Origin of the sequence: Sulfurimonas gotlandica GD1, assembly GCF_000242915.1 — a bacterium.
Lineage (GTDB): Bacteria > Campylobacterota > Campylobacteria > Campylobacterales > Sulfurimonadaceae > Sulfurimonas > Sulfurimonas gotlandica.
In genome coordinates, this window is the sequence record NZ_AFRZ01000001.1 from 513,068 (window position 1) to 536,628 (window position 23,561).

Genomic DNA, 23,561 nt, shown 5'->3' on the forward strand with positions numbered 1-23,561 from the left:
ATCAATTACTTCCATAAACTTTTTATATAAAACTTTAAAAGCTTTAATAAATAAATAGGAAAAGCTTTAGCTATCTTTTCTCCATTTTCGATTTTTATAAGCATCTCTTCTGTAAATGACCTAAATATATTGTTCGAAGCTAAACCACCAACTCTAAAAAATGCAGTTTTCTTTGGTAAATATATCGGTTTAATATTATAAACATGATAAGCCCTGTACATAAAATCGTAATCTGCCAATATTTTATACCACAATCTATATTTACCAATTTTATCATAAACTTTTTTAGGACAAAACATTGAAGGATGAGCACCGAATGCTCCAATCTTTACATTTTCTTGTCTCCAGCCCTTAACAATATCTCCATCATGAAACATATCTCCAAAGAAAATATGTTCTTCTAAGCTTTTCCCATCAAATGCTTTTACTACATCTACAAAAATATCATCAAAATAGTAATCATCCGCATTAATCATACCTATAATATCACCAGTAGCTTTTTCTATACCTTTATTCATGGCATGATATAAACCATAATCAGGTTCACTTGCCCAATAAGCAATTCTATCTTCATACTTTTTTATAATATCTAATGTTCCATCTGTTGAACCACCATCTATTATAATATATTCTTTATTGTCATAAGGTTGATTTACAACAGAGTTTATTGTTTCTTCTATCGTGTCTGCCGCATTAAAACAAACCGTAATTATTGATATTTTATTTTTCATAATTTATAAGTTCTTCCTCAATTAACATATCTAAAACCTCTATAAAGCTATTATCATAATTCCATTTCAATTTTTCTTTTGCTTTTTTATTTGACCCATAGATATCATATATTTCAGTAGGTCTATATAAGTTATCATCTATTACTAACTTTTCATGTTCTATTTTCAACTTGTCAAAAACATAAAAAATAATTTCCTTTAATGAAACTGATTCTCCAGAGCAAATAACAAAGTCTTCAGGAGTTTCTTGCTGCATCATAGAATACATTGCTTCAATGTATTTTGGGCTATATCCAAAATCTCTTTTTATCTCAATGTTACCTACTTTGAGTATATCTTTTTTACCAAAATAGATATCTATAGAATCTTTTATTATTTTTTTAATAAAGAAATTTTTACTTCTTAAAAAAGATTCATGATTAAATAAAATACCACAACATGTAAACATCGAATAAGATTCTCTATAGTTTATTGTTAGCCAGTGAGCTGAAGCTTTTGAAACGGCATATGGACTTAATGGATGGAATGGAGTATCTTCACTAATTGGTAAATCTTTCACTTTACCATACATTTCAGAACTTGAAGCTTGGTAGAATTTTATATTTTTATTTACTAATTTTATGCTTTCTAGAATATTTAATACGGAAGTAGTATTATACTGAAATGTGCCTATAGGTTGATCAAATGAACTTCCAACTGAACTTTGTGCCGATAAATTATATATTTCATCAGGCATATTTTTTGTAATGACATTTAAAATATTAGAGAAGTCTAATAAGTCACACTCAAGTATGGTTATAGAGTCTTGTATTCCTAAATATTCCAACTTATATAGATTACCTGCTGCATAACTTCTTGTCAGCCCTATTACTTCATAGCCTTTTTCTAATAAAAGCTTTGATAAATATGCTCCGTCTTGTCCTGTAACTCCAGTTATTAATGCTTTTTTCATAGTAGTTTATTGTATACAGCTATTGTTTGCTGAGCTGTTTTCTCCCAACTAAATTTTTTTGCTTGTATAGTACCTAATTGTTTTAATTCTTCACGTCTGCTATTATCATAATATAAACTTTTAACAGCTCTTAGTATAGATTCTAACGAATTAGGATCAAAATATTCTACTGCATCTCCACCCACTTCAGGTAAAGAGCCTTGATTACTCAAAGCTACAGGGCAACCACAGTTAAATGCTTCTAATACAGGAATACCAAATCCTTCATACAACGAAGGAAATACAAAGCATATAGCTTTTTGATAAAGGTTAGCTAGTATTTTATCGTCTATATTGAAATACTTTACTTTCTCCATTATGCCAAGTTCTTTAAGATTCATCTCTTCATCTTTAGAAAATGCACCACCTCCGGCACAAATTACATTTAATTCATTTTCTTCATATAATAAAGGTGCAACTGCTTTTATAAACGCATTGAAGTTTTTATATCTACTTCTATTGCCAACAAACAAAATGTATTTTTCAGGTAGAGACAGTTCTAAATCTTCATTTATTATTTTCAATGAACTTGACAAGTATACTACATCAATTTTGTCTGCTGAAATTCCATAATATTTAATAATATCTTGTTTTGTGTTTTCAGAGATGGCGATTATTCTATCTGCCTTCATAGCACACTCTTTTTTCCAAGCAATATTCATATCTTTTGATGAGAACATATCTTTGAATTTTTCATGCATAAAATCATATATTGTTAAGACATATGGTTTTTGTAGACTCTTTAAAAAATACGGATCATAGTAAGTAGGGTGAAATATATCAAAACTATTTTCTTTAATATATTTCTTCATAATTAAACGACCCATGTAAGAAAATAATTTTTTAGAAAATTTATTTTCTTGAAATGGCTTGATCTTTTTTATATCTTCTAAATATACATTATTGGAATAATAAACAGGCAAGCTGTATTTTTGGTTTAGAGAATCGAACTTTTTAACAAGTTCAACAAAATATCTGGAGATTCCACCATATTTCTGTGCTAAAAAGATTTGATGATCAAATAAAATTTTCATAAATTGTTCATAATAAGTATATATTTCATGATAGAGATTCTAGCTAAATTATACTTATCATACAATAGATTTTTAATAGAACATAGAAAATGCTCTATTAAGATAAAATACAGTAGAATATTTTCAAAAAATAACAACAAAGACAATTAATGAAGATTGAACAAACAAAACTTAGTGGAGTATTAGTATTAACTCCAAAAATATTTAATGACGAAAGAGGCTTTTTTTATGAAAGTTACTCTAAAAATAGTTTTTTAGAGCATGGAGTAAACCATGATTTTATACAGGATAATCACTCTTACAGTAGAGATAAATATACATTTAGAGGGTTGCACTACCAGATGAATCCAAAAGCTCAAACAACATTGATAAGGGTTGTTTCAGGAGAGATAATGGATTTTGCTGTTGATCTTAGAAAAAACTCTCCAACATATGGACAATATACTTCTGTATTATTATCTGCAGAAAACCATAAGCAACTGTTAATTCCAAAAGGTTTTGCACATGGATTTTTGACATTGACAGATAATGTTAACATTTTATATAAAATGGATGATATCTATGCTCCTGAATACGACAGAATATTAAACGTTAGAGATCATCAAGTTGATATTAAACTAGGTGTTGATTTTGATAAAATCACAATAGCTAAAAAAGATGAAAAAGCACCGATGCTTGAAAATATAGAAAATAATTTCATCTATATAAAATAGTATTGAAGTAAATATGAATAACACTAATAGCTATGATTACTTAATAATTGGTGCCGGTATTATTGGACTTGCAATTGCTAAAACTTTAGTTGAAAAATATCCTAAAAAAAAGATATTTATTATTGAAAAAGAAAATCAAGTTGCATGTCATAGCAGCGGCCGTAATAGTGGCGTACTGCATGCTGGATTCTATTATACGTCAAACTCTTTAAAAGCAAAATTTACAAGAGATGGGAATATAGAAATGACACAATTCTGCTTAGAAAATAACTTGAAAATAAATAGATGTGAAAAAGTTGTAATTGCCAATAACGAAGATGAATTAAAAACACTTGAAGAGCTTTATCATAGAGGTATAGCTAATGGTGTAGATGTAGAGTTAATATCTGAAGATGAATTAACTATAAAATTTCCAAATGTTAAAACGTTCAAGAGAGCCCTTTACTCTAAAAACACATCAACTGTAGACCCAGTTGAAATATCATTATTTTTACATAAACAATTAGAAAACAAGGGCATTGAATTTAGTTTTAATGAAAGATATATCACAAATTTAGGTAATAATACAATAAGAACAACTAAGCACCAAAAAATACATGCTAAAAAAATAATTAATTGCGCAGGACTATATGCAGATAAGATAGCAAAAGATTTTGGTTTTTCTCAAGACTACACAATCATTCCTTTTAAAGGTTTATATTTAAAATATACTAAAACTGATAAACCTATAAATACAAATATATACCCTGTACCTAATTTAAAAAATCCGTTTCTTGGAGTTCATTATACAATTACAGTAGATGGAACAATTAAAATCGGTCCTACGGCGATACCTGTATTTTGGAGAGAAGGCTATAAAGGACTAAAAAATTTTAATTTAAGTGAGTTTTTTGAGATCTCAATGTATGAATTAAAGCTATTCGCTACTAATGCCTTTAATTTTAGAACTTTAGCGTATGAAGAAATGAAAAAATATTATAAAAGCTACTTTATATCTTTAGCTTTAAAAATGACCAAAAAAATTGATAAAAATGCTTTTAATGAGTGGAGTAAACCTGGGATTAGAGCACAACTTTTAAACACAAAAACATTAGAACTTCTTCAAGATTTTGTAGTAGAATCAGATAATAATTCAGTGCATGTTTTAAATGCTGTAAGCCCTGCATTTACAAGTAGTTTTCCATTTGCAAGATGGGTTGTAGAAAATCACTTAGAGTAAATTAATTATAAGTTAGATAAGATGTCGTTACAAAAAATAACAAGGTTTAATAGTCTATGAAAAAATGTTTGATATGTAATTCTGAAATAGAAAAATTTATTGACTTTGGTCAACAGCCAATAGCAAATGGCTTTTTGTTAGAGGAACAGTTTGAAAAAGAGTACTTCTTTCAAATGGAAGTTGGCTTTTGTCCAAAGTGTAAGATGGTTCAGTTGCTAGAACAACCGGATAGAGAACAGATGTTTCATGAAAATTATGCATTTTTTTCATCAACTTCAAACTATATGAAAAAACATTTTAAAGAATTTGCAGACTCAATAATTGAACTTCAATCTTTACAAAAAAACTCCTTTGTCGTAGAGGTAGGTTGTAATGATGGCATTATGATTCAAAACTTCATGCAACAAGGTATAGGGCATTTGGGCGTAGAACCATCAAAAAACGTCGCACAAGTAGCTAAAGATAAAGGTATAAATGTAACAACAGAATTTTTTGATGCTACATTAGCAGAAAACACTATACCAAAGTATGGAAAAGCAGATGCAATAATAAGTGCCAATGTAATGTGTCATATTCCATATATGCACTCTATTTTTGAAGGGATTGAAAAACTATTAAAAGATGATGGTGTCTTTGTTTTTGAAGATCCTTATGCAGGAGATATAATACAAAAAGCTTCTTTTGACCAAATTTATGACGAGCATACTTTCTTATTTTCTGTACTATCAGTTAGCTATTTGGCGAATATGCATAATCTTGAAGTTATTGATGTTCAACATCAGATTACGCATGGTGGTTCTATGAGATATACTTTAGCACATCGTGGTAAGAAAAAAATTTCTTCAAATGTAGCGAAACAAATCCAAATAGAAAAAGACTTAGGTTTAGATTCACTGCAGGCATATCAAGAATTTACAAATAAAGTACTTATAGTTAAAAATGACTTAATGAAACTATTAAATCAACTGAAAAAAGATGGTAAAAAAGTTGTTGCATATGGAGCGACATCAAAAAGTACAACTGTTACTAATTACTTTGGAATAACACCTGAACACATATCTTTTATATGTGATACTACGCCTACTAAGCATAATAAATTCTCACCTGGGGCTCATATACCAGTAGTTCCATATGAAAATTTTAGAGAAAGTGATCCTGACTATGTTCTACTATTTGCATGGAACCATGCAAAAGAGATTATGGAAAAAGAAGAAGAGTATATGCGTTCAAACGGTGTTAAATGGATTATGTATGTCCCTAATGTTGCTACAATAAATTATTAGCAAAATGTTTTATATTAAAAGTAACTAATATGAAATCAATCATTCATATAGGGGGAAATAAAACAGCAAGTACCCTCTTTCAACGCAGACTCTTTTCTAAACATCCAAAAATTGGATATATGGGTGAAGACTGTGAAAACTATGCGGATATTAATAAATATATACAGATTCTTGTTCATGAAGATGAATCTGTATATAATGAAAATATTTCACTTGAAATAATTAACTCAATAAAAAACAACAAAGAAATTTTTATTTTTTCTAATGAAGATATTATGGGAACACGTCATCCTAGTGTATGTGCTAGAAGATTAAAAAAGATTCTTCCAGATGCTCAAGTTATTATGGTAATGAGAAATCAAAGAACAACCTGGGCTTCATGGTATGTAAATCATGGTGCATTTTTAAAATTAGTACCAAAGGACTATTGGAAAAAATATGTTTCTTTTAAAGAATGGCTGAGCTATTCTTTCTCATTTCCATATATTACCCCCCTAGAAGCAATGAACTATGAAAGATACTATAATATTTTTAAAAATTCTTTTGGTGAAAAGAATGTACATGTTTTTCTGTATGAAGATTTTATACATAATGCAGAATATTTTTACTCTCAGTGGGGTGGAGTGTTAAATATGTCTAATTCTGAAATCAAGTCATATCTTGATGGTTTCAGAGAGAGAACAAGTATTACTTCATTCCAATTTAAAATTCATCAAATCAGTAAAACAAGTGTTATATTAAGTAAGGTATTAAATATAATATTTAGAAATTTTCTAGATAATGAAGTTTCAGCTAAGGTAAATATTCCTGTTGAGTTTGAAGATAAAATTTCAAACTATTATGCTTCTGGCAACACTAAACTAGAAACAACATTAGGTCTAGAATTAAAAAAATATGATTACCCTCTTGAATCAAAATAAAGGATAAATAATGAAAACTATACCAAATATTGGCCCATGGATAGGGGACTTTGAAAAAGAAACTGTAAATAAGGCAATGAGTGATTGGTATGAAAATCCATATTATTACTGTGAATTATTTGAAAAAGAATTTGCAAAATATCATGATAGAAAATATGCTTTAATGACTCCAAATTGTACATCAGCTATTCATTTACTGATGCTTGGGCTAGGTATACAAGAAGGAGATGAAGTTATAGGTCCAGAGTGTACTTGGATAGCTTCAGTGGCACCAGCATTTTATCAAAAAGCAAAAGTAGTTTTGTGCGATATTGATGAAACAACATGGTGTTTAGATCCAAAATCTGTAGAAAAAAACATTACAAATAAAACAAAAGCCATTGTTTCTGTTAACTTATTTGGAAATATGGCAAACTGGAATGAGTTACTTAAAATATCTAAAAAATATAACATTCCACTTATTGAAGACGCTGCTCAGTCACTTGGTTCTACTTATAAAGGAATCAAATCAGGTAAGTTTGGTATTGGATCAGTATTTAGTTTTCATAGAACTAAAACATTAACAACTGGTGAAGGGGGTATGCTTTTAATTGATGATGATAAACTTTACAAAAAATGTAAGATGTTTAGAGATCATGGTAGAAATGACAATGATCCTATGTATTTCAATAGTGAAGTAGGATATAAATATATGCCTAATAATATTAGTGCTTCATTAGGTTACGCTCAGTTTCAAAGATTAGATGAATTAGTATCTAAAAAGCATTGGATATTACAACAATATTCAAAAAGGTTAAATGTCATTGATGACATAACCTTAAATTACGAACCTGAATATGTTTATAATAGTGCCTGGATTACTACAATAGTCTTAGGTAGAAGCATTCAAATTAAGAAGCAGGATTTTATTGATAAATTAATAAGTAAAAATATAATGGCAAGACCATTTTTCTATCCATTATCTAGCATACCAGCACTAAATAAAAGAGGTTATATTGAAGAAGAACATAAATTAAAAAATCCAATGGCATATGATTTATCTTCAAGAACAATCAATTTGCCATCCCCACTAAATATTACAGAAGAACAAATAGATTATATTTGTAATGAGATAAAAACTATTTTAATGAAATAGTTAATTTAAATATGGCAGAAACTATGATTAAACAAACATTAACACACTTAAAGCAACTAGAAGCCGAGTCTATTCATATTATAAGAGAAGTGATTGCGGAATTTGAAAATCCTGCAATGCTTTACTCTATTGGTAAAGATAGTTCTGTTATGCTACATTTAGCTCAAAAAGCGTTTTACCCTGCTCCTCCACCATTTCCACTTGTTCATGTAGATACTAAATGGAAATTTACAGAGATGATTGAGTTTCGTAACAAAAGAGCAAAAGAGGTTGAAATGGAACTTATTGTTTATTCTAACCCAAAAGGTGAAGAGATAAATATCTCTCCTTTTACTCATGGGTCAGCTCTTCATACAGATATAATGAAAACAGAAGCCTTGAAACAGATGCTAAACATATATAAATATGATGCAGTGTTTGGTGGTGCAAGAAGAGATGAAGAAAAATCTCGTGCAAAAGAGAGAATTTACTCTTTTCGTGATGAAAACCATAGATGGGATCCAAAAAATCAAAGACCAGAGCTTTGGAATATTTACAATGGAAGACATAAAAAAGATGAGTCAATCAGGGTCTTTCCTCTGTCAAACTGGACTGAACTAGACATCTGGCAATATATTTATTTAGAATCTATTCCTATTCCTGATTTATACTTTGCTAAAAAAAGACTTGTAGTAGAATATATGGGTACAAAAATCATGGTAGATGATGAAAGAATGCCAGAAGAGTTGAGAAAAACAGCAAAAGAAGAGTTAGTAAGATTTAGAACCTTAGGATGCTACCCTCTTACAGGAGCTGTTCATTCAAACTCCTCAACATTGCCTGAAATTATTCAAGAGATGCTTTTAACTACAACTAGCGAGAGACAAGGTAGACTTATTGACAGTGATTCATCTGCATCAATGGAGAAGAAAAAACAAGAAGGTTATTTTTAATGGCAAACAAGTCAGACTTGATTTCACAAAATATTGAGCAATATCTTACAGAACATGAAAACAAAAAAATACTTAGATTTATAACATGTGGTTCTGTTGATGATGGAAAATCAACTCTAATTGGACGACTTTTATATGATAGTAAAATGATTTTTGAAGATCAATTAAGTGCCATTAAGAAGGATAGTAAAAAGAGTGGAACAACAGGTAACAACATAGACCTTGCTCTACTAGTTGATGGACTTCAAAGTGAGAGAGAGCAAGGTATTACTATTGATGTTGCCTATAGATATTTTTCTACTGATAAACGAAAATTTATTATAGCAGATACTCCTGGACACGAACAATATACTAGAAATATGGCTACAGGTGCCAGCACAGCAGATTTAGCTATTATATTAATAGATGCACGACAAGGAGTGCTAACTCAAACAAAAAGACACTCTTATATCGCTTCATTATTGGGAATTAAAAATTTAGTTGTAGCTATTAATAAAATGGACTTAATTAATTTTTCTAAAATTAGGTTTGAAGAGATAAAAGAAGAATATCAAAGTGTAATTCCTAATTTACCTAATAATGAAAATATTAATGTTACATATATTCCTATTTCTGCACTTGATGGAGACAATATAGTTAATAGAAGTAAAAAGACAGAATGGTATGACGGTAAATCACTTATGGAGACACTTCATACAATTGAGGTATTTACAAATAGCAAGCAATTGACATCAAATTTAAGATTTCCAGTTCAGTACGTAAATCGTCCCCATTTAAACTTTAGGGGATTTGTTGGAACCATAGCTAGTGGTGGCATGAAAGTCGGAGATGAGATAACCATTTTACCTTCTCGAAAAACAAGCAAGGTGAAATCAATAATAACCCCTGATATAAAAGATTTAAGAGCCAAGTCTTATAAAGAGAGTGCTGAAACTGCATTAGAAGCATTTGCACCAATGGCAGTTACTATTACACTTGAAGATGAAATCGATATTAGTCGTGGTGATATGATTGTAAAATCTGATTCAATTCCAGAAGTCTCAAATAATTTACATGTAATGATTGTGTGGATGAGTGAGGAACCAATGCGATTAAACAAAAAGTATATTATTAAACGAGCAACATCTGTGCTAAATGGATCATTTACGGATATTAAATTTAAAAAAGACATTAATACTTTCAAAGAGTTGCAATCAGATAAATTAGAATTAAATGATATCGCACAATGTACACTAAATATTGATAGAGAAATAGCATTAGATACTTATAGTAAAAATAGATATACAGGTAGTTTTATAATAATAGATAAATATACAAACTCTACTATTGGGGCAGGCATGATAACTTGCAGTGAAAGAAGTAATTTAAAAGCTAAGATAAAAGACTATACTAAAGAAGAGATTGAACTAAATAGAGAGATAAGAGAAAAATTTCCAGAGTGGGAGTGTAAAGCTATATAATGTTTAAAGAGACAAATGCTCGTTCACTATTTAAAGGTATAAGCTGGAGAATATTAGCTACAACCACAACAATTATATTAGTTTATATGTTCTTTAATAGACTTGATTTAGCAATAATAGCTGGCATAATTGAAACAATTTTAAAAGTTGCTTTATATTGGGGTCATGAAAGAGTTTGGCATAAAATAAGGTGGGGTAAAAAGAGGATAGAACCTTTTAATCTCTGGTTTACCGGGTTACCTCTTAGTGGAAAAACTACAATTGCTGATGCAGTTTTCAAAGAATTAAACAAACTTCAAATACCAATTGAGAGACTTGATTCAAAAGATATTAGAGATGTTGTTCCTGATATCGGCTTTAGTAGAAAAGATAGAAATATACATATGAAAAGAATAGGACATCTAATAAAAACACTTCAAAATAATTCTATATCAACTGTTGCTTCATTTGTTAGTCCATATAGAGAATCAAGAAAAACAATCCGAGAAATGGTAAAAAATAATATTGTAGTCTACATAAAAGCAAATATTGAAACCTGTAAAAAAAGAGATAGAAAAGGAAAATATGAAAAAGCCACAAAAGGTGAATATCAAAATTTTACAGGTGTAAATGATATTTATGAAGAACCGCAACATGCAGAGATAACAATCGACACAGATAAGCTTTCAGTTGATGAAGCAACTAAAATAATTGTAAAATATGTAAAAAAGAATTATGTTAAATGAGCAATAATATAGTTTGGCATGATTACCATATAAAAAAACTACAACGAGCTAAGCAAAAAAAACAAAAATCTTGCATATTGTGGTTTACAGGACTAAGTGGAAGTGGAAAATCCACACTGGCAAATGCTTTGGAAGTTAAACTTTATGAACTAAACTTTCATACTTATTTACTTGATGGAGACAATGTAAGATATGGACTAAATAAAGATTTAGGATTTGATGAAAACTCAAGAGTTGAGAGCATAAGGCGAATAGGTGAAGTTTCGAAATTATTTATTGATAGCGGTATTATTACATTAACAGCTTTTATATCACCTTTTATTAAAGATAGACAGATGGTAAGAGATTTAGTAGAGGAAAATGAATTTATAGAAATATTTGTGGATACTCCTCTCTCAATTTGTGAGGAGAGAGATCCAAAAGGATTATATAAAAGAGCAAGAGATGGTGAAATACAAGAATTTACTGGGATCAGCTCCCCATATGAAAAACCAGACAATGCTGAAATACATATTTTAAATGCTGAATTAACTATAGAACAAAATATAGATAAAATAATATTATATTTAAAAATAAATGGATATATAAATGCTTAAAAAAATAAACATTAAAGATATAAAACAAATAGCTTTAAAAGCTGGTAAGGCTATTATGGATATCTATGAAAAAGATTTTACAATAGAATATAAAGATGACAATTCTCCGTTAACAGAAGCTGATTTAAAATCAAATAAAATAATTTGTGATAGTTTAAAAAAGCTTTACCCAGAAATTCCTATACTCTCAGAAGAAAATAAAGAAGTTTCATACAGCATAAGAAAGAGTTGGGAATATTATTGGTGTATAGATCCAATTGATGGAACAAAAGAATTCATTAAAAAAAATGATGAGTTTACAGTAAACATTGCATTAATATGTAAAAATATACCAGTTATTGGTGTAGTTTATGCGCCAGCACTTAAGTTGATGTATTATTCAAAGCAAGGATATGGAGCATATAAAAATAATATTAAACTTCCAATTGAAAGAGAAGATAATAAATTGATTATAGTTGCTAGTAGATCTCATATGTCAGATGCAACTCAAAAGTTTGTGGATAATATAAAAACTGAGAAAGAGAAAGAGCTTATCTCAATAGGCAGTAGTTTAAAACTTTGTTTAATTGCTGAAGGAAAAGCAGATATATACCCAAGATTAGCACCTACAATGGAGTGGGACACTGCTGCTGCTCATGCAATTATATCTGAATCAGGGAAAAGAGTAGTGTTAAATGATGATATTAATCAAGAATTATATTATAATAAGACAAATTTATTAAATGCTTGGTTTATTGCCAATTAAAATATATTTATTTTAATTTTTATGAACATTAAATTTACAATATAAAGGAAAAATATGAATAAAAAATATAAACTTAATTTAGGTTGTGCTTCAAGACCAATTGAAGGCTATATTAATATTGATATAGATGACAAAGAAACAATGAGGAAAAGATATCCTAATATTAATATACCAGACGATATAGAAATATTCCAATATGACATTTTTAATTTACCTTTTGATTTTGAAAGCATTCATGAAGTACGATCTGAATCAATGATAGAACATCTATCATTTTTAGAAGAAAAAAAATTTTTTCTTGAAATGAAAAGAGTATTGAAAAAAGATGGGCTGCTAGTATTTTCTGTTCCTGATTTTGAAGATACAGTTAAAAAATGGTTAAATGCCAAAGATGATTGGAAAGATTTTTACAGAAACGATGATGAAGCTATTGATAATCAACATTGGTTTGGAAACAATTCTTATTCATTTGGCAATAGATGGGGTTATCTCACAGCAAGTATTTTTGGGCCACAAAATTCCGAAGGACAATTTCACAAGAATGCTTATACTGAAGCTAAGATAAAAGCAATGATGAAGTATTTGGGCTTTGAGGTAGTTGAAATAAGCAGATTTAACTGGAAAGAAGATAGAGATCTAATGCTAAATATTATTGCAAAGAAGAAGAAATAATATGGCTTATTTTATTTCTTTACCAACTTTTAGTGATGAGAGAGGCAGTTTAACAGTTATAGAAAAAATTCTTCCATTTGATATAAAAAGAGTGTTTTATATTTATTATATGAATGGCCAAAGAGGTGGTCACAAACATAAAAAAACTGTTCAAGCATTGGTTCCATTAAATGGGAAATATAAAATTACTGTTTTTGATAAAAATAATGAAGAAAAAATTTATAATTTAGATTCCCCAAACCAATGCTTAATCCTTGAGCCTAGTGATTGGCACACAATGGATGGTTTTAGTAAAAATAGTATTTTATTAGTTTTTGCTTCAGAGTATTTTGATACTGATGATTATATTTATGAGAGGTAGTAATTGAAAAAAATAGTGATAACTGGTGCATTAGGTCATATAGGTTCTAAGTTAATAAGAACTTTACCAATTCAAATAGAAGATATAGAGATAGTTATGATAGACAATATGCTATCTCAAAGATATTGTTCTTTATTTAATTTACCGAGAAAATACAATTATAAGTTTATAGAAGCTGACATATTAGAGTATGATTTAGACTCTTTATTCAAAAATGCTTCATACGTTGTGCATCTAGCAGCCATTACAAATGCAGCAGGAAGCTTTGAAAATGAAGCAGAAGTTGAAAATGTAAATTATGTAGGTACTAAAAAAATTATAGATGCTTGTGCAAACAATAATTGTAAACTTATATTTTTATCCACTACGAGTATTTACGGTACTCAAAATGATGTTGTAGATGAAGATTGCTCAGCAGATGAGCTTAAACCGCAAAGTCCTTACGCTCAGTCTAAATTTAAATCAGAACAAGAATTAAAAAAATATTCAGATAAATTAGATTACATTATTTTAAGGTTTGGTACAATATTTGGATTCTCTGAAGGCATAAGATTTCACACTGCTGTAAATAAATTTTGCTGGCAAGCTGTTATGAGACAGCCATTAACAGTTTGGAAAACAGCATATAATCAGAAAAGACCTTATTTAGACTTAGAAGATGCAGTAAATTCTATAGCTTTTCTAATAAAAAATGATATTTTTGATAAAAATATTTATAATGTACTTACCAAGAACTTAACGGTTAAAGATATTGTAGACTCAATAAAAGAAAATGTAGATTCACTTAATATTGACTTTGTTGAGACACAGATCATGAATCAGTTATCATATGATGTTGCTAATGAAAAATTTAAAAAGCTAGGATTTGAATTTAAAGGTGACTATAAAAAAGGAATAAAAGAGACAATAGATACTTTAAAAACATCTAATAACTAAATCTTGAAGGCTCTAAGCTACAACCTAGTGTGTTAGACATTTCGTGTCAGTCTGATAAAATACTATCAAGGACTGACAATGAACGAAGAAGTAGATTTTGATTTTGATGAAATCTTAGAAGAATTTAGAAATGGTAAAAAGCTTACAGATTAAGGTGAGCTTTTAGCTCCACTTATCAAACAACTCACAGAAGCTGCACTTGAAGCAGAAGTAGAATCACACATAGCCAACGATGTTCTCTCTGGAATGTCCCCTATAAACTAGACAATTACTAACCCAGTAAAAACCTACTTTTTTGAAGACTCTAAATTATACCTTTTTTCAAACTCATTTGGTGGAATGTCCCCTATAAACTAGACAATTACTAACCCAGTAAAAACCTACTTTTTTGAAGACTCTAAATTATACCTTTTTTCAAACTCATTTGGTGAAATATAATCCAAATAACTATGTCTTCTTTTAGAGTTGTAGAACATCTCTATATATTCAAATATTTTAGATGCCGCAATGTCTCGAGTTAAAAATATTTGTTTTCTGACAAGCTCTTTTTTAAGAGTTTTGAAAAAGCTTTCTGCAACAGCATTATCATAACAGTTACCTCGTCTACTCATGCTAAGAGTAATATTATGCTTTTTTGCAAATGTTTTATACTCATAAGAGCTGTATTGACTCCCCTGATCTGAATGGAGAATAACTTTATTGTTTTTACTTAGTCTTGTTGTTGCCATTTTTAATGCTTCGATAATTAACGGTGTAGTTTGACGATGTCCAGTTGCCCATCCAATAATTTTGCGACTATATAAATCTATAACTGTAGCTAAGAATATCCATCCCTCTTTAGTTCTAATGTAAGTTATATCACTTACCCACGTATCATTTGGCTGACCTGCTATAAAGCACTGGTGCAGATGATTAGGATGTGCTTTATGGACTGAACCAGGTTTACTGTACGGCTTGCGTTTGTAGGTACCTACACCATAGAGTTTAGCCTCACTCATAAGTCTAGCGACTCTTTTTTTATTTACATGAATACCTAGCTCTTTTAGATCTTTATGAATATTTCTGTGACCATAAACGCCTTTGGATTCTTTAAATGCATCTTTAATCTGTATGAGTAATTCTTGATTTTCAAGTTCTCTATCAGAAATAGGTTGATTTAGCCACTGATAATATCCACTGCGGTGCACTTGCATAACTTTGCAAAGTCTATGCACTGCATAAACTTCACTATACTCTTTGATAAAAGCATATTTTAGTTTGTGTGGCTTGCAAAGTACACCGCGGCCTTTTTTAGAATGTCCCTCTCTTCTGTAACTCTTTTTAGCTCTTTTTGGAGTTTCTTTATCTCTGCTTGTGATTCATCTAATATTTTATGTTTTTGGATTGCTTGTGGAGACTCTAATCTTTTAATCCAGTTTCTGAGTGAATCTGGATGGACACCTAGTCTATCAGCAGTATCGTTAATGCTATAACCATTTTTAGTAACTTGTTTGACTGCCTCTATTCTGAACTCTTCACTATAAACTACTCTTGCCATTTTTTAATCCTATTAAATCTTATAATACATTCGTATTATTTTATCTAAATTACTGAATTAAATGTTGTCTAGTTTATAGGGGACATTCCATACTAGAAACATTATAGAATCTGTACATCGCCAGTTTAGAAAACTAACTAAAACTAAAGGTGCATTTCCAAAGGAAAACTCTCTGTTAAAATTACTCTAATTAGGTATAAAAAATGCATTAAAAAAATGGACTATGCCAGTGAGAAATGGTTAGTGACCAATTTCTCAACTTGCTATCTTTTTCGAAGGGAGGCTGGATAAATACTTAAAGGTGTAGCTTATGTTACGGATTGTAGCTGACACGGTATTTTAAACGCTCTCCTACAACCTATAAAATCAATTCTTTTAAAGGTTGTAGTCCATTAGTTTCTAGATTATAAATCATCTCTTCTTCTATAACTTTCATTGTGTTTAACTTTGGTATATCTAAAAACAATCCATTTTTATCTCTGGCTTCTTTAAATTTTGAATCAATAAATCTAGTCTCCAAATTATCAAAACCATCAGAATACTCTTTTTTTACAAAATACATGTTATTACCATTACTATTACATCCCACAAACTTGTATCCTTTCTTTTCAGAAAGTAACAAAAGTGCTTTGTATGATGCACCAAAATACAAATTAGAAAAGTGTGCAGAAGTCCTATAAAAATCATCCTTATAAGGAATAGTCACAGCTTTTTCTCTCCCAAAATTTGCATTGTACTCACAAATAACAATTCTTGGACTAATACACTCTATATTTTCCCAAATCCAATAATCATTTCCATCAATATCTATACTTAAAAGTCCTATGTTTTTTATAGTTGTGTACTCTATTATTAACTTATTTATATTATCTTTAGTAATAAATGCTTTTTTCGCTGTTAAATCGTATTTCCAATGTATCTCATCGTTTTTTATATAATTTATTGCTTCTTCAGAACCATCCATGACAAGTCCTGACCAATTGTCATTTTGAAGCAAAAACCTTGTATTTGACTCTGTATAGTTTTGAACTCCAAACTCTATAAATATTTTATTTGGTATATCAATATTATTTATCAAGTACTGAATAATACCATCATCACCCCATTGTGAATAGACCTTAAACTCTACATCTTCTAAAGAGTTGATATTTTGACACTCCATTATTCTCTTGGAGTGCATTTTACCAAGCAGTAATAATACATGATCTTGCCTCATATATAGCTCACTAAATATTTTTCTGAAAGTAAGTTTTACTTTATCTTTTAAACTCATTTTGTTTTCCTAATATTCATTTTTATTATCACTTTTTCTACAAAAGCATTAGTTCTTTAAAGTTTTAATAAACTTGTTTTTTATCTTATTAAAAAAGCCATCAATATACAAATACTTCAAAAATCTTTTTCTAATCTCTTTAGACAACATATTTAACTCTGCAAGAGTTAATTCATTATACAAATTAGAATGAAATAGGTCATAGTTTATATTACGATAAACATCGTAATAAATTTTTATTCTTTCAAAGTAACTAAAGTTTCTAGTAGATGCTCCACCTTCTGCTTCTCTAAATATAGAAATATTCTTTAACGTTTTCACTTTGCCTTTATATGCAAGTCTTACTACATGTAGCCAGTCTGAACCAAAACAATGTATATCGTAATCAACACTATTGTGAGTTCTGAATACACCATAGTATATAGAGTTATGATGAATAATATCTAAATATTTTAGAATCCTCTTTTTAGGATTTCTTTCTAATAAATTATAAGGACTTTTTTTTATTGGCAAGTCAGAACCATTTATGAAAAAAGTCTGTCCTCCAATCAAAGAATAACTATCATCCTTAATAAATACTTTCATTATCTCCTCTATATAATCTTTACTTATATAGTCGTCATCTGCAAGCCACATAAAATACTCACCTGATGCTTTTTCAACCAAAAAAGAATGATTTTCTCTTGGACCAATATTTTTTTTATGTCTAATATAAATTATTCTTGAATCTCTACTACAGTAATCCTTAATTGTGTCATCTACTTCCGCATTAGGCGAGCTATCATCTGATACTATGATTTCCAAATTTTCATAAGACTGATTAATAACACTTTCTAATGCTCTTGATAGTGTTAAAGGACGATTATATGATGGAATACCTACTGTAACTAATTTTTTTTCTCTATTTATATTCATATTATTTTTAAAATGCATGTACCTTAATTTCTCTTCAAATGTTTACTTTCTAAAAAAAAATCTTTTGATTCTATAAATGAATTCAATGTTGATATTTTATTTTTATGTTTTACCAGAGTATAATTCTTAATCCAGTACTCGTATACCTTAGATGTAAACTGTTTAGAATAACCACCTAAATCCTTTATCATTTGATCATGATTATCAAATAACCAATTATTTTTCATATACAAATGCTTCATAAAATAATATTCATAAACCTCTTTTTTGTCAATCTTAAGATCTATTTTATCAAGATTATGTAAAAGCTCTGAATATTCTTCAACGCTTTTTGGATGGATATTGAAATTATATGCAATATGTGGATTATTCAACGATGCATTTATTACAGGAATTCCTAATGCTGCATATTCAAATCCTATAGTCCCATAAGTACTAAGTGCGACATTAATGCCCTCTTCTATAATTTGATGATGAGAGCTATCTGAAGGAAGTAATTTAAACTTCGGATATTTTTCTATAAAACTATTTATAATTGGAATATTCCCAGGTAAGTAATCAGGATGTGTTTTTAAGTACCAGTCATAATCTGTTTCCTGAGTAATTTTTCCTAGAAAAGTTAACCATTCAAAAAAATCTGGAAATAAATTATGCCCATAAGGATGAGGACTGTCAAAAAAACAGTGCAGTGCAACTAAAATTTTAATTCTTGGACTTTCTTTTAATAGTCGCTCATGTTTATGTTCACCATATGCTGATTTCGTGGAGTATCTCATATCAACACCAACTTTACCTTTAAAACGTAGTTCAATCTTTTCTTTGGCTTGCTCAAGGCCTTTTGATCGAATATCCATAGGTAACTTACAAAAAATATTGTTATAATTAGTGAACTCCCTATATGCGGATATATTATGTTTATTTAATCTATATAAATATTCTGAAGAAACTTGGAAAGCAGGTATGTCTCTGCTTATTGCAATTCTAAGAGGGATTGCAAGATTATAAACACAATGGCTTACATTGATTGCCTTTATATTTTGTAAATTGAAATAATCTTTCCAAAAAATGTAGATATTTAGTGAGTTTTTCAACGAATCGATAAAGTCTTGATTTTCCTTATCTATAGTAGAATTACCTTTTCTAAGATATGAATCATAAATTAGATCTCCAATTAAAACACCGTCAACTGTAATGTTTTCTATATCTCTTTTTGTTTTTATTGAACTATAAACTCGTTTAAATAGCTCACTAGACTCTTCTTTTTGTTTTTGTGAAAGCTTTGTATACAAAACCTTAAACATTCCAAATGATGAAAAAACTTTTTCATGAGTACGTAATAAGAAGCCAAAAAAAGATTTCCAAGTTGGTTCATGTAAGGAATACCCTACTAATGCAGAGTTATATTTTTTACAAAGAACATTTGCTAGATAGCTGCTAGCAATAGCAGCACTATGCATCTCATTAAGTTCAAAAAGAACTTCTCCATCTAACTTTCTATCTATTTTGTTAAATCCATCCCAAACACTATGGTTATGATTAATAAATAAACTAGTATTTTTATCTGGAAAATATGTATAATATTTTGATTTCAATAATTTAAATAATCTTGATATTTTCATATATTATTTTCACTCATTGTATCTTTATTTATAATTGCATACCTATATATATCTATAAACTTATTATTTTTCATCATGGCATCTATACCTATGCCTTCTTGTTTCATTTTTAAGTTTAGAGCTAACTTTTGCATAGCAATATTATATTGACTTGTTCCACAATAGATACGATGCAGGTTTAATTTTTTAAAACCATATTCTATCAGAAGTTTTCCTGCTTCCTTTCCTATGCCTTTACCAATAAAGTTTCTTTCACCAATAACTATCGCCAACTCTGCACTTCTATTTTTCGGAGATATGTTTTGAAGTGAAACATTCCCTATATGAAAATCTGTTTTTATATCACATACAGCAAAAACTTTATGTGCGCTTGATTCTTGTACCATCTTTATATAATTAAGTGCCATATTTTTTGTATACAAAACATCACCATGTGAATTATATTTGCAAACTAATGGGTCATTAAACCATTTTGGATAGTTTCCTTCTGCGTCGACTAATTCCAAAGGCCTTAAATATACATTTACCCCTTCCAGTTTTAACATATCTCATGCCTATGAGTCCAAACCTTTTCAAATGCATTTACTACATCATCCATATCTTTTTTTTTCATACCTGGTCTCATAAACTCATGAGCAAACAACTTATTATAATGCATATCCTCAGTTACTGGACATAAACCTTTTCCATAATTTATATTAGTAGACAGATTAAAAGGATAGCCGTCTTTACCGAAAGCTATTCTTTCTTGATATAAAGGAAGTAAATACAATGGCTTAACATATCCACATCCCATAAGTACTGGAGAATCATCTCTTAATATTGTTTGTGGTAATTCCGCTGAAACAGCTTTAATAAATTTATCTCTATGAATTCCATCTGCTAATTTTGAATCAAATGTTAAAGTATGTGTGTAGAATGCATGAGTTGTATTTTTTCTAATACGATTGCCATTAATAGCTGGAAGTTGAGAAAGCTTTTCATCAAGATATTGTACATTTCTAGAACGCTCTTCAAATAGCATCGGTAACTTTTTCAATTGTTCTCTTGCTATAGAGGCTTCAATTTCATTCATGCGGTAATTAAAACCAATCATATTAATTAGTTCATCTTTATGATTATACCCTTTACCACCTAAAACAGCTTCTGCATGATTTCTTATAAGTTTTAGTTTAAAAGCCAGTTCATCATCATTAGTAACAATTATTCCACCTTCACCACAATGAATATGCTTATGATAGTTTAGTGAAAAAACACCTATATCCCCTAATGTGCCTGCATATCTTTCACCATATTTTGCATTTGGTGCCTGTGCTGTGTCTTCAATTACTTTTAAACCATATTCTTCTGCTAAAGCATTGATAGCATCAGCATCATATGGTTGACCGAATATGTCAACTACCATTATAGCTTTTGTCTTAGCTGTTATTTTTTCTCGTATAGAATTCACATCTAAACAATAATAATCCTCTTCAATATCAGCAAATACCGGTATCCCACCATAAACTAAAATTGCCGTTGCCGATGCACTCATCGTATAAGCAGATACTATAACTTCATCTCCAGGATTCAATCCTATAGCTCCAACTGCAGCATATAAACCTGAAGTAGCCGAATTCACAGAAATAGCATGCTTAACATTAAAATACTCTGCCCACTCTTTTTCTAAACTTTGAACTTCATTACCGCCATGGAAATCAGCATGCCAAGCGCCAAGATAAGTGGATAACTTACCACTTCTTAATACCCTTAATGCTGCTTCCTCTTCTTCTTTTCCTATAGTGTTATAAGCAGGGAATGGCTCTGCACGTAGTTTACGCCCACCATTTATAGCTAATTTGTTCATTGATTCTCCATAAATTTTCCGTGTGTGTCAAAAATAAGTTTATTTATATTGTACTGTTCAACAACAAACTCATTATATTCTACATCGTTTTCAAGTAATTTAATTGCATATTCAAATGTATTATAAGCACTTTTTTTGAGTGTATAAGGTAATGTAGTTTTTAATGAATATGTTTCAAAACTTTGTGTTAAATTTGTTTTATCTGTATACTTTATTACTGTCTCTTGACTAGCGCCAATAATTTCAATTTTAGCAGCATTTGTATAAATTACCAATTCAAATATAGATAATTTACTACTATTTACATTTGTAATTATACCATCACAGGCTTCTGTTTGTACAAGAAATTTACCAAAAAAGTCATTATCAATTATTTTCTTATTTATTGCACTAATATTTAAAATTTTTCCAATTAACATACTTATTAAATCAATCATATGTGAGCCGTTATGTATTAGCCCTTTTGTAAATGTTCCAGTAAAATGATACTTTTCCTTTATATCTGAAATTTTATCTTTTAAAAGGTTCATGCTTTTATCAAATCTTCTAGGAAAATTAGTAATTATCTTAATCTTATGTTTATTTATTAAGGTATTTAAATTTTCAAGTTCACTTAGATTTGAAACAATTGGTTTCTCACATATTATTAACTTTGGAGAATGAATCGATAGTATATTGTTAATTATTTTGAAATGTAAGCTTGTTGGTGTTGCAACTACAAAGATATCGCTTCTATGCTTGCTGATAGAATTTTCTAAACTATCACATATATCAAATGCTTTACCCCATTTATCTAAAATATATTTTTGCCTTTGTTCATCTACTTCAATAATAGAATCAAGCTTTATTAATGGGTGTTTTAAAGCTGCATGTACATGAGTTAATATGTTCTCATCTTTAGGAGAATCATACCCACATGAAATTGCACCGCCACCTACAATTGTTAATGAGTACATTTAACTATCTCCTAAAGTATGCTGAATCATATTCTTAAATTCTATTTCATTTTCACTTTGGTGGTTAATATTTGAATGAGAAAAAACAATATCTTTTAAATCATTCAAATTTTTGATAACGTATTTTTTAGGAATAGGAATGTTAGGTTTTATCCCACTATTTAATACACAAGACACTGTATCTATATTCAAAAGGCACGATATATATAAAGCCATACTACTTAAACCTATAGTTAATTTACTTTGACTTAAAGTAATAAGTAAATCTTCTTCATGTGGCTTTACTATTTTAACAATAACTTTTGGATATTTAGCAATAATTTTATTAAATTTATTTTCATTTTCAGATGGGTGTAATCTGATAATAATATTATCAAAAAAATTTAGTAAAGTTTCCACTAAAGTATATTCATAAGCATCCAAATCAACTTTATTTACTACTGTTGGTTGTGATAAAAATACAATAGAATCCAAAGATTTATGCTCTATTAAAGAAAAATTTGAAATCATATATTCTATAAAATGATTTTTTAGTTGAATAATATTAACTTTGTTATTAAAAGTTTTTTTTGCTATTTTATTTGCCAAATCATCCATAACGATAATCGTATCAGGTAAAGATTCTTTAGCAAATCTTTCTTTATAATTTGACCAATGATCTATTAATGCAACTGATTTTATTTTAGTATTCATGCAAATATTTTTAACTATATTACTAAAATCAACTTGCCATCCAGTGCCATAAAAAATAACATTAGGCTGAATTTTACTTACTATATTATTAAGTTCACTTAGATTGAAGATAGAATCAAATTCTATGTCATATTTTTTGAATATTTTAGATGCTATAGAATCTTCTAGTGCATAAACATTCCATTCATATTCTTTTTCATTCAACATTAAATGACTAATATATTCTGTGGCTCCTGCATCATTAGATACAACCATAATAGTATATTTAA

Annotated in this window: 24 protein-coding genes and 2 pseudogenes; 15 read left to right on the forward strand and 11 right to left on the reverse strand. The window is 29.1% G+C overall.

Features of this window, described 5'->3' with window-relative positions; genetic code table 11:
- Positions 1-5 precede the first annotated feature (5 nt).
- Genes SMGD1_RS02415 through SMGD1_RS02425 form a run of 3 tightly spaced genes read right to left on the reverse strand, consistent with a single transcriptional unit; the run spans position 6 to position 2,756 of the window.
- On the reverse strand, positions 6-731 hold the full coding sequence (locus tag SMGD1_RS02415; RefSeq protein WP_008338022.1) for a glycosyltransferase family 2 protein: 726 nt from the start codon (positions 729-731) through the stop codon (positions 6-8).
- Positions 721-1,683: a GDP-mannose 4,6-dehydratase gene (locus SMGD1_RS02420; RefSeq protein WP_008337784.1), complete on the reverse strand. Its 963-nt coding sequence runs from the start codon at positions 1,681-1,683 to the stop codon at positions 721-723. Before SMGD1_RS02420 ends, SMGD1_RS02415 begins: the two co-directional genes overlap by 11 nt.
- Positions 1,680-2,756 (reverse strand): glycosyltransferase family 4 protein, encoded by a 1,077-nt coding sequence (locus SMGD1_RS02425; protein WP_008337992.1) that lies wholly within the window; start codon positions 2,754-2,756, stop codon positions 1,680-1,682. The genes SMGD1_RS02420 and SMGD1_RS02425 overlap by 4 nt, the downstream gene beginning before the upstream one ends.
- A gap of 149 nt (positions 2,757-2,905) precedes the next feature.
- Between SMGD1_RS02425 and rfbC the strand changes: the two genes are divergently transcribed.
- The 14 genes and pseudogenes from rfbC to SMGD1_RS15130 form a co-directional block, all read left to right on the forward strand.
- On the forward strand, positions 2,906-3,469 hold the full coding sequence (rfbC, locus tag SMGD1_RS02430; protein WP_008337689.1) for a dTDP-4-dehydrorhamnose 3,5-epimerase: 564 nt from the start codon (positions 2,906-2,908) through the stop codon (positions 3,467-3,469).
- Positions 3,470-3,482: 13 nt separating this feature from the next.
- Positions 3,483-4,688: an L-2-hydroxyglutarate oxidase gene (gene lhgO, locus SMGD1_RS02435; RefSeq protein ID WP_008337941.1), complete on the forward strand. Its 1,206-nt coding sequence runs from the start codon at positions 3,483-3,485 to the stop codon at positions 4,686-4,688.
- Between the two features lie 56 nt (positions 4,689-4,744).
- Positions 4,745-5,971 carry a class I SAM-dependent methyltransferase gene (locus SMGD1_RS02440; protein WP_008338047.1) on the forward strand — a complete coding sequence of 409 codons (1,227 nt, stop codon included), beginning with the start codon at positions 4,745-4,747 and terminating at the stop codon, positions 5,969-5,971.
- A gap of 29 nt (positions 5,972-6,000) precedes the next feature.
- Positions 6,001-6,891 carry a sulfotransferase family protein gene (locus SMGD1_RS02445; RefSeq protein WP_008337671.1) on the forward strand — a complete coding sequence of 297 codons (891 nt, stop codon included), beginning with the start codon at positions 6,001-6,003 and terminating at the stop codon, positions 6,889-6,891.
- A gap of 10 nt (positions 6,892-6,901) precedes the next feature.
- A complete protein-coding gene (locus SMGD1_RS02450) occupies positions 6,902-8,026 on the forward strand; it encodes a DegT/DnrJ/EryC1/StrS family aminotransferase (protein WP_008337778.1) in 1,125 nt (374 codons plus the stop codon).
- A gap of 23 nt (positions 8,027-8,049) precedes the next feature.
- Entirely contained in the window at positions 8,050-8,958 is a 909-nt protein-coding gene (gene cysD / locus SMGD1_RS02455) for a sulfate adenylyltransferase subunit CysD (protein WP_008340538.1), read from the forward strand.
- A complete protein-coding gene (cysN, locus tag SMGD1_RS02460; RefSeq protein ID WP_008338005.1) occupies positions 8,958-10,418 on the forward strand; it encodes a sulfate adenylyltransferase subunit CysN in 1,461 nt (486 codons plus the stop codon). The genes cysD and cysN overlap by 1 nt, the downstream gene beginning before the upstream one ends.
- The gene (gene cysC / locus SMGD1_RS02465; RefSeq protein WP_008337891.1) at positions 10,418-11,143 is read left to right on the forward strand and encodes an adenylyl-sulfate kinase; all 726 of its coding nucleotides are present in this window, start codon (positions 10,418-10,420) and stop codon (positions 11,141-11,143) included. The genes cysN and cysC (SMGD1_RS02465) overlap by 1 nt, the downstream gene beginning before the upstream one ends.
- Entirely contained in the window at positions 11,140-11,739 is a 600-nt protein-coding gene (cysC, locus tag SMGD1_RS02470) for an adenylyl-sulfate kinase (RefSeq protein WP_008338099.1), read from the forward strand. Before cysC (SMGD1_RS02465) ends, cysC (SMGD1_RS02470) begins: the two co-directional genes overlap by 4 nt.
- Positions 11,732-12,484 (forward strand): 3'(2'),5'-bisphosphate nucleotidase CysQ, encoded by a 753-nt coding sequence (gene cysQ / locus SMGD1_RS02475; RefSeq protein ID WP_008337695.1) that lies wholly within the window; start codon positions 11,732-11,734, stop codon positions 12,482-12,484. The genes cysC (SMGD1_RS02470) and cysQ overlap by 8 nt, the downstream gene beginning before the upstream one ends.
- A 54-nt stretch (positions 12,485-12,538) precedes the next feature.
- The gene (locus tag SMGD1_RS02480) at positions 12,539-13,156 is read left to right on the forward strand and encodes a class I SAM-dependent methyltransferase (RefSeq protein ID WP_008337975.1); all 618 of its coding nucleotides are present in this window, start codon (positions 12,539-12,541) and stop codon (positions 13,154-13,156) included.
- A 1-nt stretch (position 13,157) separates the two neighbouring features.
- On the forward strand, positions 13,158-13,517 hold the full coding sequence (locus tag SMGD1_RS02485; RefSeq protein ID WP_008337727.1) for a sugar 3,4-ketoisomerase: 360 nt from the start codon (positions 13,158-13,160) through the stop codon (positions 13,515-13,517).
- 3 nt (positions 13,518-13,520) lie between these two features.
- Entirely contained in the window at positions 13,521-14,453 is a 933-nt protein-coding gene (locus SMGD1_RS02490; RefSeq protein ID WP_008337707.1) for an NAD-dependent epimerase/dehydratase family protein, read from the forward strand.
- A gap of 78 nt (positions 14,454-14,531) precedes the next feature.
- Positions 14,532-14,699 (forward strand): annotated as a pseudogene (locus SMGD1_RS15130) (IS256 family transposase); the annotation flags it as partial.
- A gap of 134 nt (positions 14,700-14,833) precedes the next feature.
- Here the strand turns inward: SMGD1_RS15130 and SMGD1_RS02495 are convergent.
- A protein-coding gene (locus SMGD1_RS02495) for an IS3 family transposase (RefSeq protein ID WP_430738971.1) occupies positions 14,834-15,990 on the reverse strand; the annotation gives its coding sequence in 2 pieces (ribosomal slippage) (positions 14,834-15,741 and positions 15,741-15,990; 1,158 coding nt in all).
- Between the two features lie 88 nt (positions 15,991-16,078).
- Here SMGD1_RS02495 and SMGD1_RS14625 point away from each other — a divergent pair.
- Positions 16,079-16,297, forward strand: a pseudogene (locus SMGD1_RS14625) (transposase); the annotation flags it as partial.
- Positions 16,298-16,348: 51 nt separating this feature from the next.
- Here the strand turns inward: SMGD1_RS14625 and SMGD1_RS02505 are convergent.
- From SMGD1_RS02505 to SMGD1_RS02535, 7 genes are read right to left on the reverse strand one after another with little or no spacing between them, the layout of a single operon-like run.
- Positions 16,349-17,263, reverse strand: coding sequence for a hypothetical protein (locus SMGD1_RS02505; RefSeq protein WP_008337653.1), 915 nt, complete (start codon positions 17,261-17,263; stop codon positions 16,349-16,351).
- 48 nt (positions 17,264-17,311) lie between these two features.
- The gene (locus SMGD1_RS02510; protein ID WP_241761429.1) at positions 17,312-18,178 is read right to left on the reverse strand and encodes a glycosyltransferase family 2 protein; all 867 of its coding nucleotides are present in this window, start codon (positions 18,176-18,178) and stop codon (positions 17,312-17,314) included.
- A 23-nt stretch (positions 18,179-18,201) separates the two neighbouring features.
- Positions 18,202-19,797: a hypothetical protein gene (locus SMGD1_RS02515; RefSeq protein ID WP_008337719.1), complete on the reverse strand. Its 1,596-nt coding sequence runs from the start codon at positions 19,795-19,797 to the stop codon at positions 18,202-18,204.
- Positions 19,794-20,342, reverse strand: a complete 549-nt coding sequence (locus tag SMGD1_RS02520; RefSeq protein ID WP_008338043.1) for a GNAT family N-acetyltransferase — start codon at positions 20,340-20,342, stop codon at positions 19,794-19,796. Before SMGD1_RS02520 ends, SMGD1_RS02515 begins: the two co-directional genes overlap by 4 nt.
- Complete coding sequence (locus SMGD1_RS02525) at positions 20,336-21,643, reverse strand: DegT/DnrJ/EryC1/StrS family aminotransferase (RefSeq protein WP_008337852.1); 1,308 nt, start codon at positions 21,641-21,643, stop codon at positions 20,336-20,338. Before SMGD1_RS02525 ends, SMGD1_RS02520 begins: the two co-directional genes overlap by 7 nt.
- Positions 21,640-22,599 carry a Gfo/Idh/MocA family protein gene (locus SMGD1_RS02530; protein ID WP_008340540.1) on the reverse strand — a complete coding sequence of 320 codons (960 nt, stop codon included), beginning with the start codon at positions 22,597-22,599 and terminating at the stop codon, positions 21,640-21,642. Before SMGD1_RS02530 ends, SMGD1_RS02525 begins: the two co-directional genes overlap by 4 nt.
- Positions 22,600-23,547, reverse strand: coding sequence for a glycosyltransferase family protein (locus SMGD1_RS02535; RefSeq protein ID WP_008340541.1), 948 nt, complete (start codon positions 23,545-23,547; stop codon positions 22,600-22,602). It lies immediately after the preceding gene.
- Positions 23,548-23,561: the final 14 nt, after the last annotated feature.

Coding starts and splice junctions, on each gene's coding strand:
- SMGD1_RS02480 (WP_008337975.1), top strand. CDS start 12,539: ATGAATAAAAAATATAAACTTAATTTAGGTTGTGCTTCAAGACCAATT.
- SMGD1_RS02445 (WP_008337671.1), top strand. CDS start 6,001: ATGAAATCAATCATTCATATAGGGGGAAATAAAACAGCAAGTACCCTC.
- SMGD1_RS02525 (WP_008337852.1), bottom strand. CDS start 21,643: ATGAACAAATTAGCTATAAATGGTGGGCGTAAACTACGTGCAGAGCCA.
- lhgO (WP_008337941.1), top strand. CDS start 3,483: ATGAATAACACTAATAGCTATGATTACTTAATAATTGGTGCCGGTATT.
- SMGD1_RS02485 (WP_008337727.1), top strand. CDS start 13,158: ATGGCTTATTTTATTTCTTTACCAACTTTTAGTGATGAGAGAGGCAGT.
- SMGD1_RS02420 (WP_008337784.1), bottom strand. CDS start 1,683: ATGAAAAAAGCATTAATAACTGGAGTTACAGGACAAGACGGAGCATAT.
- SMGD1_RS02515 (WP_008337719.1), bottom strand. CDS start 19,797: ATGAAAATATCAAGATTATTTAAATTATTGAAATCAAAATATTATACA.
- cysD (WP_008340538.1), top strand. CDS start 8,050: ATGATTAAACAAACATTAACACACTTAAAGCAACTAGAAGCCGAGTCT.
- SMGD1_RS02505 (WP_008337653.1), bottom strand. CDS start 17,263: ATGAGTTTAAAAGATAAAGTAAAACTTACTTTCAGAAAAATATTTAGT.
- SMGD1_RS02530 (WP_008340540.1), bottom strand. CDS start 22,599: ATGTACTCATTAACAATTGTAGGTGGCGGTGCAATTTCATGTGGGTAT.
- rfbC (WP_008337689.1), top strand. CDS start 2,906: ATGAAGATTGAACAAACAAAACTTAGTGGAGTATTAGTATTAACTCCA.
- cysC (WP_008337891.1), top strand. CDS start 10,418: ATGTTTAAAGAGACAAATGCTCGTTCACTATTTAAAGGTATAAGCTGG.
- cysC (WP_008338099.1), top strand. CDS start 11,140: ATGAGCAATAATATAGTTTGGCATGATTACCATATAAAAAAACTACAA.
- cysN (WP_008338005.1), top strand. CDS start 8,958: ATGGCAAACAAGTCAGACTTGATTTCACAAAATATTGAGCAATATCTT.
- cysQ (WP_008337695.1), top strand. CDS start 11,732: ATGCTTAAAAAAATAAACATTAAAGATATAAAACAAATAGCTTTAAAA.
- SMGD1_RS02415 (WP_008338022.1), bottom strand. CDS start 731: ATGAAAAATAAAATATCAATAATTACGGTTTGTTTTAATGCGGCAGAC.
- SMGD1_RS02440 (WP_008338047.1), top strand. CDS start 4,745: ATGAAAAAATGTTTGATATGTAATTCTGAAATAGAAAAATTTATTGAC.
- SMGD1_RS02510 (WP_241761429.1), bottom strand. CDS start 18,178: ATGAATATAAATAGAGAAAAAAAATTAGTTACAGTAGGTATTCCATCA.
- SMGD1_RS02450 (WP_008337778.1), top strand. CDS start 6,902: ATGAAAACTATACCAAATATTGGCCCATGGATAGGGGACTTTGAAAAA.
- SMGD1_RS02425 (WP_008337992.1), bottom strand. CDS start 2,756: ATGAAAATTTTATTTGATCATCAAATCTTTTTAGCACAGAAATATGGT.
- SMGD1_RS02520 (WP_008338043.1), bottom strand. CDS start 20,342: ATGTTAAAACTGGAAGGGGTAAATGTATATTTAAGGCCTTTGGAATTA.
- SMGD1_RS02535 (WP_008340541.1), bottom strand. CDS start 23,547: ATGGTTGTATCTAATGATGCAGGAGCCACAGAATATATTAGTCATTTA.